Genomic DNA, 11,380 nt, shown 5'->3' with positions numbered 1-11,380 from the left:
ACGATGGCACGTATGAAATTTCTCTGCGACGCTGATCGCTGCATCGAGTGTAACGCCTGCGTCACCGCCTGCAAGAACGAGCACGAGGTGCCCTGGGGCATCAACCGGCGCCGCGTCGTCACTATCAACGACGGCAAGCCGGGCGAGCGGTCGATCTCGATGGCCTGCATGCACTGCACGGATGCCCCCTGTGCGGCCGTGTGCCCGGTGAACTGCTTTTACACCACGGCCGATGCTGTGGTGCTGCATTCCAAGGACCTCTGCATCGGTTGCGGCTATTGCTTCTACGCCTGCCCGTTCGGTGCTCCGCAATATCCGAAGGTCGGGAATTTTGGCTCTCGCGGCAAGATGGACAAGTGCACCTATTGCGCGGGCGGCCCGGAGGCCGACGGCAGCAAAGAGGAATACGAGAAATACGGCGCGAACCGGTTGGCCGAGGGCAAGCTGCCGCTGTGTGCCGAAATGTGTTCGACCAAGTCGTTGCTTGCGGGTGACGGCGAGATCATTGCCCAGATTTACAAGGAGCGCGTGATGAAGCGCGGTTACGGCTCGGGTGCCTGGGGGTGGAAGACGGCCTATCGCGAGACGATCGAATCCTGACGAAGGTCGCGCGAGCATTGAGGAGGAGCTCATGGTGTCGTTTGCAAAATTCGTTCGGGCGGCTGTTTGGGCTTGTGCTTTACTCCTCCTCATCGTGGCAGCTCCGGCACCGGTAGGCGCTCAGCAGGTCAATCCGACCGCCAGCGCCGTCAAGGAGCAACAGCTCTTGCAGGAGCTGAACCGGATCCAGGGTCGCGTCAGCATTCCTGATCAAAGGTCCGGCGTTCTCGAGCAGCCACAGGGGCGGGAATGGCGCGAGTTCCACAATGTCACGCTGCGCTGGATCGGCGGAGTCGCGATCATCGGCATGCTGGCGGTGCTCGTAATCTTTTATCTCACGCGCGGCATGGTGCGCCTCGAAAGCGGACGATCCGGCCGCACCATCGTGCGCTTCAACACGTATGAGCGTTTCGTGCATTGGATGACCGCCACCTGCTTCATCATTTTGGCGATCTCCGGACTGAACATCACCTTTGGGCGACCGCTGCTGTTGCCGCTGATCGGCTTCGAGGCCTTCTCCGAATGGTCGCTTTGGGCAAAGTACGCCCACAACTATCTGAGCTTCCCGTTCACCATTGGGGTCGTTCTGATCCTTCTGATGTGGATCGGCGGCAATATTCCGAGCAAGGTGGACGTCGAGTGGATGAAGCGAGGCGGCGGCATCGTCGGGCATGATCATCCTCCGGCCTACCGCTTCAACGCCGGCCAGAAGGCGATCTACTGGATCGTCGTGATCGGCGGCGGTCTTGTCGCCGCGAGCGGCTATGTCCTCATGTTCCCGTTCTACACGACGGGGATTGAGGGCATGCAGCTGGCCCAGATCGTCCACTCCATCGTTGCGGTCCTGTTTGTCGCCGCGATGATCGCGCACATCTATATCGGCACCATTGGCATGGAAGGTGCGTTCGAGGCCATGGGCTCGGGTGAAGTCGACGTCAATTGGGCCCGCGAGCACCATAGCCTCTGGCTCGACGAGCAGATGGCGCGAACGGGTCCGAACGACGGACAGCCTCAACCTGCGACCGCGGCGGCCGAGTGAGACGAACAGCCTGAAAGTGGCCGGGCGTTTTACTGAACCGGCTCTCTCGCAAACAGGACAGAGCGGTCCTGCATCTGCAGCTCCGGCAGCTTGCTCGCCTGACCGGTCTGCAGTTCCTTGATGGATGGCATGCTGCTCTGGCCTGCATGGAACAGCACGTGCGATTTGAGCACGCTGCTGGCGGCTCCGGCGAGAAGCAAGGCTGCGATGAGCGAGGGCATGAGGCGTTTCATGCGCATCTCCGTCTGCCATTCCACCCGGCACGACTGATAGACGTAAATTGCCTGGCGCGATGTGAGCCACTTCACAGCCGGCATTCAAATTACATCGGCCCCAGCGAGGCGGGAGTATGAAGAGAGGCAACTAAGCCGTTTCGCGCGAGCACACCCTGTAAGCTCCACGGAATCCCTGGTGTGCGCTATCGAGGGGCGCGACCTTGCGGCTATCGAAATGATTTGGGCGCCACTTGCAAGGTTCGGTTGCTCTCGAGGGACCGGCAGCCCGGGAGCTATTTCGGAAAGCAAGCCGCGAATGCTTTCATCAGCCGAGGCGATCCCTTGATTCGGATCGAGCGTGTCGCAAGGGCGCGTAGGATCGAGAGACGGCCGTCAAGAAATCTCAACCATGCGTTCGAATCGGCTTGCACCCGGAGATCGGCTCGCCCTTGCAGCCCCTTGACCATCGAGAGCGTCTGATTCCGGATCAGAACGGTCGCCTCGGCTGGTTCGGTGCCTGTGAAAACGAAGTGGTAAGTTGCGTTCAGTCCTTTCGCCTTGCCCCGTTGGAAGCCTAGTCTCATGCCGAAGAGGAACTGCGAAATGCTGCCCGCACGTGCCGCGTTGCGCACGTGACGAAGGGTCTTGTGCGGAAAGCGCTTTGCCGCATGCTCCGCCGCGTCCGAATTGGAGACGACGTAGAGCGTCTCTTTTTTGTCCTGCAGCGGTTTGACGATCGCGTCGACGTGCGCCTTCCGATCGGCGAGAAACCCGCCAAGGACATCCTCGCCGGCGGGGCAGACCGCCAGGCAGTAGGCAGCGTTGTAGTTCGGCCCGTAAGATAGACTTTGCCAACGCTGGAGCGTTTCACTTGGGGGATGGCGGTCGCTGTATTCCTTTGCCGATTTGGAATCTGCGATGTCTTCGATCCAGTGCGTAAAACCGCCCATGAACTGCTGGTAGTTGTGATTTAGGCACGAGGAGAAGTCGAAATAGCCGTCGGGCTTGATCGCGCCGACGGGGCAAGCGACGACACAAAGCTTGCACTCGAAACACGGATTGTAGTCGAGCGGTGTTCCGGGAGCTTCCATGTGGACGTCCACCAGCACGGTGCCAAGCAAGATGAAGCTTCCGAACTTCGGATGGATGATGCTCCGATGAATGCCGCGCTTGCCTACGCCGGACGCTTCAGCGACGAGCTTATGGGAAACGATCCACCCGCGCTGCGAGAATCCGTCCATCTCCATGGGGAAGGCCATGGGCGGATTGAGAGCTGGAATGCCCAAATCTTCGAGACGGCGCACCAGCGCCCGGCAAACGTCTTCGACGTCGTGGCTGACGTTGTGAAATTCGTTGTTGGCGGCGGATCGTAGCGGAGAGCGGATCGGCGCCCTGTGCATTCTACGGACAATCGAAATGGCGATGCGTGCCGACGGAAAGGCCCGGTGGATATGCGGCCGCTCTTCTGCAAGGGAGGGATCATCGAGGCTCACTATGCCGCAGTCATCCGCACCGCATTCCAGGGCCAGCGCCTTGAGCTCGTCCTGCGTTAGCTTTGGCGGCATGGTCGGCGTCCTGGCCCGCACACGCTTGGCAATCGGATGATCATCAAGTCCCGCCATGTCCGCACCTCGTTTCGTTATCCCTGCGCCGCCGGATTTCGCGGGGCTGTTTTGCCTAGGCAGCCATTCGCAGCAGACCGACGATGTCAGCTTCGCTTTTGAAGGGTCGCGGATTGGCCTGGACGAAGCGATGGTTGATCGCGATTTTGCTGATCCGCTCGAATTTGTCTTCGCCAACGCCGACGTCGGCAAGGCGGCCAGGTAATCCGAGACTTTTGGTGAATTCCGAGAAAGCGTCTGCGGCTTCGATATCCGGCGCACCAAGAGCCGTCGCCAAACGCTTCTGCGCGCCCTCGGTGAATGGCTTGTTATAGCGAAGCAGGCTCGGCATGATAACAGGTGTGCAATAGTAGTGCGGAACGTCGAAAGTCCCTCCCAGCACGTGGCCAATGCCGTGACTTGCTCCCATCGGGACGCGTGCCTGTAGCCCAAAAGAGGCGAGCCAAGAGCCATATTGAGATAGCCGGCGCGCCTCGATATCATCAGCTTGCTGCAAGGTCTGGAGCATTCCTTCACGCAGACTACGGATTCCCGCCAGGACGACTTCATCAGCCAAGGGTGTACCGGCTGGCGAGCACAATGCTTCGATGCCGTGATCCATCGCGCGGGTGCCCGATCCCATCCAGAGCTTTGAAGGCGTGTGAAGCGTCATAGCAGGGTCCAGAATGATCGCCACTGGCATCATTTTGGGGTGAAAGAAAATCTGCTTCAGCTTGTGGCGCTCATCCGTGACGAGCGCTGCGGCATTGTATTCGCCGCCGTTCAGTGTGGATGGCACGGCAATCTGCCGGACGGTCGGCGAGCGGAAGGGAGAATGGCTCAGCCCTGGACCCATGGGAAACGGATCGAAGCCCGCTTCATCGCGGATGTCGTGTTCCATCGCCATGATGACGATCTTGGCGAGATCGACGGCAGAGCCTCCGCCGACAGCCACGACCAGATCAGCGCGGGCGTCTTTTGCGTGGCAGGCAACCTCGGCCGCCTGCTTGCGCGTCGTATGCTCTGCAATTCCATCGAAGGTTGCTGCGTGCTTGTTGCCGAGCGCTCGGCGAATCTTCTCGATCTCGTCGGTCTTGGTGTTCAAGGTTCGGCTGACGATAAGGAAGACGCGTTTCGCGCTCAGTCGTTCGGCCTCTTCGCTGACGGCTTCAGACGCCGCTTTGCCGTAGATGACACGATCAATTGCTGGAAAATTATGTACACCAGTCCTGCGCATTTTTGTCCTCCCATTGATGTGGTCAAAAGCGCTTGAACATCGTTGCGCGCTCCTGCGTTTGGTCGTTGCCGCAATTATGTTCCCATTATCGTGCGAGCCAGCTCCGACGGGTTCTCAATAGCTGAGAAGTGGCCGGTGTTTTTGAGCGTTACCATCTGCGAAGCAGGAATCAGCGACCGTGTGCGTTCACGCTCGTTTGGCCGAGACCAATCGCTATCGCCATAAATGAGCGTCACGGGCGTCGTGATCTGGCGATAATAATCGCGTGCCCTGCTCCAGGATCGCCAGCCTGCCAACACCTTGCGTGCGATGCGCTTGTATCCGGGGCGCTGGGCGACTTCATTGAACTCGGCAAGCAGATCGGCCGGCAGTCTGCGGGGATCGTGAAATCCGCCGCCCATGATCTTGCCGAGGATCAGCTTGTTTTCGACCGATGCATTCACCGCGCCGAGCACCGGAATCTGCAAGCTGCCGATGATGAAATTCGCGAGCCAGTTGCCGCGTCGAATGCCGTCCCCGTAGCGGGTCTCGTAGTCGTAGGGATTGATCGCATAGACCCGTTTCACGCGCTGGGGAAGCGACGCCGCCACCGTGAGGGCCAATGCCCCGCCGATCGACTCGCCGACAATCGTCACGTCCGAGAGGTCTAGCTCATCGATGAAGCGAATGACGGCCTGCCTGAAGTACGGTTCGTCGAAGTTTGCGTTTGGATCTATTGGTGAGTGTCCGTGGCCCGGGAGGTCAATGGCGTACACGGTGTGCGATGTCGCGAGGAGGGGCGCAAGACTGCGGAAATATTCGAGCTGCGTCCGGATCGTATGGATGAGGAGCAGCGGAGGCCCGTTACCGGTCTTTTGAAAACGCACACTTAGCGTGTCCGATAGCTTCAGCAAACGTGGTTTGAGTTCACTCGTGCTAAGCATTCGGTCTCTCTGTGGTTCGAGGGGCAATCCTTCGGGCGCCTGCGGCGTCGCGAACCTGTTCGCCCGCCGCATCGAGAAGGGCCTGCGCCAGATCAGGGTCGTTGACGACCCGCGAGAGCGTCACCGCGCCGATCATCGTCGCGAGAATGGCCATGGCCTTGCTACGGGACTCCTCGCCGCCGGTCTCGGCGAGGAAGCGGCCGAGGACTTCGAGATGGGCCTTGATCCCCGCTTCGAATGCCGCTTTCACGCCGGGCCCCTGTCTGGCGGCATCTGAGCCGAGCGCCACGATCGGGCAGCCGTCCATCCTTTCTCCGCGATGGTCGGCACTGAGGTAGAACCCGATCACCGCGCCGAGCGGATCACCGGGGTTCTGCGCGGCCGCGTCCGACCATCGGAGGGAGGCGCTTTCCAATGCCCGGTTGGACGCCTCTACCGCCAAATCCTCTTTTGACGCGAACTGCTTGTAGAAGGCGCCTTGGGTTAGGCCGGCGGCCTCCATCAGATCCTTCAGGCCGATGCCGTCAAAGCCTCGCTCCCGGAAAAGGCGACTTGCCACATTGATCACGTTTTGGCGGTTTTCCGCGGCCTGAACGCGACTCACGCGCATCGGGGATCTCCTATTTAGATTTCGTTTGACCTCTATATGCGAGATAGAGGCTGAACGCAATCTATCAAGAGGTAGGCCCTGTGGCGAAAGCTCCTTACGCCGAGCTGGCGAACCCCCACCATGATCACGGTTCCGTGACTTCATGCTTTTAGATTGCGATCGAAATCTATTTGGATTATAGAGTTTGAAGGCAATCTAAATGAAGGCGGGAGTGGACATGAGAAAGAAGAGAATTGCGGTCTTGGCCGGTGTCGTGCTCGCGGCGTCCGGGGCGGCTGCCTTCGTGACTTTTGTCATTCCCACCCAAAGGGCCTCTGCCCTGAGCGATCCGAGACAAGAACGACCGGTCGTCAACCTGGTGACGGCAGCGCGAGTGGCCGGATCCGAACGCGGCTTCACCGGCGTTGTAGGGGCGAGGGTGGAAAGCAATCTCGGTTTTCGCGTCGCCGGCAAGATCGTGGAACGGCTGGTGAATGTCGGTCAGCAGGTCAAAGCCGGCGAGCCGCTGATGCGGATCGACGAAACCGATCTCCGCCTTGCGCTTGCGGCGAAGCGCAACGCCGTTGTCGCAGCGCGCGCTACCGTCGTTCAGACCGACGCGGATGAGAAGCGATACGCCAACCTCGTCAACGACGGATGGACGTCCCGACAGCGCTACGAGCAGGCGAAAGCCGCGTCCGACACCGCCAACGCGCAACTCGCCGCGGCCGAAGCCGATGCGCGCGTCGCCGAGAACCAAGCGACCTATTCCGTACTGGTGGCCGACGCGGACGGAACGGTCATGCAAACGCTTGGTGAGCCCGGCCAGGTGGTTTCCGCCGGACAGACAGTCGTTCGGCTCGCACAGTCCGGTCCGCGCGAAGCTGTGGTGGCGCTTCCCGAAACGATGCGGCCGGCGATCGGCTCGCTCGCCGAGGCGAGCCTGTATGGGAGCGATGGGCGCCGCTTTACTGCGCGTCTCCGGCAGTTGTCGGATTCCGCCGATGTCCAGACCCGTACCTACGAGGCCCGCTATGTGCTCGATGGCGAAGCCGCGGCGGCGCCACTTGGCGCGACGGTCACCATTCGGCTTGCAAGCCAGGAGAGCCAACCGGAAGTCCAGGTGCCGCTGGGAGCGGTGCTCGATGACGGCAGAAAGACCGGCGTTTGGGTCTTCGAGAGCGGCACCTCGGCCGTACACTTTCAGCCCATCAAGCTTGTGCGTGTGACCAGCGAAACCGCGGTGATCTCCGGGCTGAGCTCAGGTGATCGGGTCGTTTCGCTGGGCGCTCATCTCTTGCAGGAGGGCGCTCACGTCAGGACCGCCTCTCAAGACAGGAGCAACTGATGAGCTTCAATCTGTCCGCGATCGCCGTCCGCGAACGAGCCGTGACCCTGTTCTTCATCCTCCTGCTGGCGGCCGCAGGCGCGTACGCCTTCTTCATGCTCGGGCGGGCGGAAGACCCTTCCTTCACCATCAAGACCCTCACTGTCACGACGGTATGGCCGGGCGCGACGGCACGTGAGATGCAAGACCAGGTCGCCGAACCCCTGGAGAAACGGATTCAGGAGCTGACCTGGTACGACCGGGTGGAGACGACCACGCGGCCAGGTTATGCCTACATGACCGTTACGCTGAAGGACAGCACGCCGCCATCCGTCGTGCAGGAGGAGTTCTACCAAGCCCGCAAGAAGCTCGGGGATGAAGCGCGCAAGCTGCCGTCCGGTGTGCTCGGCCCCTTCGTCAACGACGAATATTCGGACGTGAGCTTCGCCCTTTATGCTCTTAAAGCGAAGGGCATGCCGATGCGGGAGCTCGCCAGGCAAGCCGAGACCATTCGCCAGGACCTCCTGCACGTGCCCGGCGTCAAGAAGATCAACATCCTCGGGGAACGTCCCGAGCAGATATTCGTCGAGTTTTCCTATCCCAAGCTGGCGACGCTCGGCGTGTCGGCACAGGACATTGTTGCCGCCTTGCAGCGGCAGAACACCTTAACTCCGGCTGGTTCGATCGACACCAAGGGGCCGCAGGTCTTCATCCGGGTCGACGGCGCTTATGCCAGTGTTGAGGCGATCGCCGACACGCCGATCGTCGCGGCTGGGCGGACGCTGAAACTCTCCGACATCGCCGTAGTCCGTCGCGGCTACGAGGATCCTCCCACCTACCTCATCCGGCACCAGGGCGAGCCCGCCGTCATGCTCGCGGCAGTCATGCAAGAGGGCTGGGATGGCCTCGCGCTCGGCAGGGCGTTGGAGGAGAAGTCCGCAGCGATCGCTCGGACGCTGCCGCTCGGGATGTCTCTGGCCAAGGTCAGTGACCAGGCCGTCAACATCACCTCGGCCGTTGACGAATTCATGATGAAGTTCGCGATGGCGCTCGGCGTGGTGCTGCTGGTGAGCCTGCTCAGCCTCGGCTGGCGCGTCGGCATCGTGGTCGCTGCCGCCGTTCCTTTGACGCTTGCCGTCGTGTTTCTCATCATGCTGGAGACCGGCCGGTTCTTCGACCGCATCACGCTCGGCGCGCTCATTCTGGCGCTCGGCCTTCTCGTGGACGACGCCATCATCGCCATCGAGGTGATGGTGGTGAAAATGGAAGAGGGCATGGACCGTATGTTGGCGGCGGCCTATGCCTGGAGCCACACGGCGGCGCCGATGCTGTCGGGAACACTCGTGACGATCGCCGGCTTCCTGCCGGTGGGCTTCGCGCGCTCGACGGCCGGCGAATACGCCGGCAACATCTTCTGGGTCGTGGGCTTTGCCCTCATCGTCTCGTGGATCGTCGCGGTGGTCTTCACGCCCTATCTGGGCGTCAAGATGCTGCCCGCGATCAAGCCGATCGAAGGTGGCCATCACGCGATCTACGGCACGCCCAACTATCGGCGCCTGCGCGCGCTCATTACCTTCGCCGTGCGCCACAAGTTCGCAACCAGTGGCATCGTCGCCGTCGCTTTCGCCCTTTCGGTCGTCGGCATGGGCGGCGTCAAGCAGCAGTTCTTCCCGACCTCCGACCGCCCCGAAGTGCTGGTGGAGGTTCGGCTGCCGGAAGGCACCAGCATCGAGACGACGACCGCCGCAGCCGAGAAGCTCGAGCGGTGGCTGCATGATCAGCCCGAGGCCAAGATCGTCACGAGCTATGTCGGTCAGGGCGCGCCGCGCTTCTTCTTCGCGATGGCGCCGGAGCTGCCCGATCCGGCCTTCGCCAAGATCGTCGTGCTGACACCGGATGCGGAGGCGCGTGAGGCTTTGAAGCACCGGCTCCGGCAGGCGGTGTCGGGCGGTCTTGCAGCCGAGGCCAATGTGCGCGTCACCCAGCTCGTGTTCGGACCCTATACCCCGTTCCCGGTCGAGTTTCGGGTCATGGGGCCGGATCCGGCGCAATTGTACGCGATCTCCGAAAAAGCGCTCGGTATCATACGTGGCGTTCCCGATGTGCGCCAGGCGAACCGCGACTGGGGTGATCGCACGCCCGTGCTCCGCTTCATCCCGAATCAGGATCGACTGAACCTCATCGGCCTTTCGCCAGCGGAGGTCGGCCGGCAACTGCAGTTCCTCCTCACCGGCATCACCGTGACGCAGGTCCGCGAGGACATTCGCAATGTCCCGATCGTGGCACGCAGCGCTGGCGGAGAGCGGCTGGATCCGACGCGTCTGGCGGATTTCTCCCTGATGAGCAGGGACGGCCGCGCGGTTCCGCTCGACCAGGTCGGCCATTCGGAAATCCAACTTGAAGAACCGATCATGAAGCGCCGCGATCGCACCCCCGTCGTCACCATCCGCTCGGACATCAACGAGGCGACCCAGCCGCCGGAGGTCTCCAAGGAGATCAAGACAGCACTTCAACCGCTGATCGCGTCTCTGCCCGCCGGCTATCGTATCGAATTGGGCGGATCGATCGAGGAGGCAACCAAGGCCAATGACGCTTTGGCGACGATCTTTCCCGCCATGATCGCCGCCATGCTGATCGTCATCATGTTGCAGGTGCGATCGTTCTCGACGATGGCCATGGTGGTGCTGACGGGACCGCTTGGCCTCGCCGGCGTCGTGCCGATGTTGCTGATCTTTCACCAGCCCTTCGGGTTCAACGCCATTCTGGGCCTGATAGGGCTGGCGGGCATCCTGATGCGCAACACGCTGATCCTGACCGAACAGATCAAGGAGAACCTTGCCGCCGGCCTTGATGACTATCACGCCGTCATCGAAGCCACGGTGCAGCGTACTAGGCCCGTGATTCTGACCGCACTTGCTGCGGTGCTGGCCTTCATCCCCCTCACGCATTCCGTTTTCTGGGGATCGATGGCCTACACGCTGATCGGCGGCACGGCCGTCGGCACGGTGCTGATTCTGCTGTTCCTGCCTGCGCTTTATGCCGTGTGGTTCCGGATCAAACCGACTGCCGATACGATTCATGAGCATTCAACGCAGGAACCGGAATTGCAAACATCGATGGCTGCCGAGTAGGGCTCGGTCGCATCCATGAATCGTCCGGTCCGAACGGTCACCGGCTCTGACGAGGTGCGCGCGCTTATCCTGGAGGTGGCGGAGGAGCACTTTCGCCGCGTCGGTTACCACAGGACGTCGGTGGCTGATATCGCCTCGGAGCTCCGCATGAGCCCGGCAAATGTCTATCGCTTCTTTCGCTCGAGGGATGCGATCAACGAGTCCATTTGCGGGCGGGTTTTGGAGGAGGTTACTGAGATCGCCTTTGCGATCGCAAGTTCGAACGCACCGGCCACAGAGAAACTCGACAAGCTCCTGACCGCCGTTCACCAGCACAACAAGATGACGCTGGTCAAGGAAAGGCGCATGCACGAGCTGATTGTCGCCGCCATGCACGAGAACTGGGCGGTCATCAAGGCGCACATGGAGCGATTGCTGACAATCTTCGAGGCGATCATACGCGAGGGCGCTCAAACGGGCGAATTCGAGGTCGAAGATGCCGCGGAAGCCGCGCGAGCGGTCAACGCCGCCTTCATGCCGTTCTTCCATCCGACGCTGATCGAGCATTGCCTGCAATGCGGCGAAGATCCGGAAGCAGGGTTGCGCGTCCAGATTCGCTTCATCCTGAAAGCTCTCGGCAGGTCCGACCAAGCAGTCTGCCTTAGCCGGACCTGATGCACTCGGTCGCCGCACACCGCCGTTTAGCGTTTGTGACTTCATCACGCGGCACGCCGATGCG

At 61.3% G+C, this 11,380-nt stretch carries 10 protein-coding genes; 5 read left to right on the top strand and 5 right to left on the bottom strand.

Annotated elements, in window-relative coordinates:
* The first annotated feature begins 3 nt into the window (after positions 1 to 3).
* On the top strand, positions 4 to 600 hold the full coding sequence (fdh3B, locus tag IVA98_RS14300) for a formate dehydrogenase FDH3 subunit beta (protein ID WP_027571966.1): 597 nt from the start codon (positions 4 to 6) through the stop codon (positions 598 to 600).
* Positions 601 to 631: 31 nt separating this feature from the next.
* Positions 632 to 1,639, top strand: a complete 1,008-nt coding sequence (locus tag IVA98_RS14295) for a formate dehydrogenase subunit gamma (protein ID WP_247305911.1) — start codon at positions 632 to 634, stop codon at positions 1,637 to 1,639.
* A gap of 29 nt (positions 1,640 to 1,668) precedes the next feature.
* Here IVA98_RS14295 and IVA98_RS14290 read toward each other — a convergent pair whose 3' ends face one another.
* The 5 genes from IVA98_RS14290 to IVA98_RS14270 form a co-directional block, all read right to left on the bottom strand.
* Complete coding sequence (locus IVA98_RS14290) at positions 1,669 to 1,872, bottom strand: hypothetical protein (protein ID WP_247305909.1); 204 nt, start codon at positions 1,870 to 1,872, stop codon at positions 1,669 to 1,671.
* 275 nt (positions 1,873 to 2,147) lie between these two features.
* Positions 2,148 to 3,476 carry an SCP2 sterol-binding domain-containing protein gene (locus IVA98_RS14285; RefSeq protein WP_247305907.1) on the bottom strand — a complete coding sequence of 443 codons (1,329 nt, stop codon included), beginning with the start codon at positions 3,474 to 3,476 and terminating at the stop codon, positions 2,148 to 2,150.
* A 55-nt stretch (positions 3,477 to 3,531) separates the two neighbouring features.
* On the bottom strand, positions 3,532 to 4,692 hold the full coding sequence (locus tag IVA98_RS14280) for an iron-containing alcohol dehydrogenase (protein WP_247305905.1): 1,161 nt from the start codon (positions 4,690 to 4,692) through the stop codon (positions 3,532 to 3,534).
* A gap of 74 nt (positions 4,693 to 4,766) precedes the next feature.
* Complete coding sequence (locus IVA98_RS14275; RefSeq protein ID WP_247305903.1) at positions 4,767 to 5,615, bottom strand: alpha/beta fold hydrolase; 849 nt, start codon at positions 5,613 to 5,615, stop codon at positions 4,767 to 4,769.
* Entirely contained in the window at positions 5,608 to 6,225 is a 618-nt protein-coding gene (locus IVA98_RS14270; RefSeq protein ID WP_247305901.1) for a TetR/AcrR family transcriptional regulator, read from the bottom strand. The genes IVA98_RS14275 and IVA98_RS14270 overlap by 8 nt, the downstream gene beginning before the upstream one ends.
* A gap of 217 nt (positions 6,226 to 6,442) precedes the next feature.
* Here IVA98_RS14270 and IVA98_RS14265 point away from each other — a divergent pair, with 217 nt between their 5' ends.
* From IVA98_RS14265 to IVA98_RS14255, 3 genes are read left to right on the top strand one after another with little or no spacing between them, the layout of a single operon-like run.
* Complete coding sequence (locus tag IVA98_RS14265; RefSeq protein WP_247305899.1) at positions 6,443 to 7,552, top strand: efflux RND transporter periplasmic adaptor subunit; 1,110 nt, start codon at positions 6,443 to 6,445, stop codon at positions 7,550 to 7,552.
* Positions 7,552 to 10,662 (top strand): efflux RND transporter permease subunit, encoded by a 3,111-nt coding sequence (locus tag IVA98_RS14260; protein ID WP_247305897.1) that lies wholly within the window; start codon positions 7,552 to 7,554, stop codon positions 10,660 to 10,662. Before IVA98_RS14265 ends, IVA98_RS14260 begins: the two co-directional genes overlap by 1 nt.
* 15 nt (positions 10,663 to 10,677) lie before the next feature.
* Positions 10,678 to 11,316, top strand: a complete 639-nt coding sequence (locus tag IVA98_RS14255; protein ID WP_247305895.1) for a TetR/AcrR family transcriptional regulator — start codon at positions 10,678 to 10,680, stop codon at positions 11,314 to 11,316.
* The last annotated feature ends 64 nt before the right edge of the window (positions 11,317 to 11,380 follow it).

The sequence above is a fragment of the Bradyrhizobium sp. 160 genome, assembly GCF_023073735.1.
Classification (GTDB): domain Bacteria; phylum Pseudomonadota; class Alphaproteobacteria; order Rhizobiales; family Xanthobacteraceae; genus Bradyrhizobium.
Note: the sequence above shows the minus strand (reverse complement) of the source record. Positions and strands in the feature narration are given on the sequence as shown.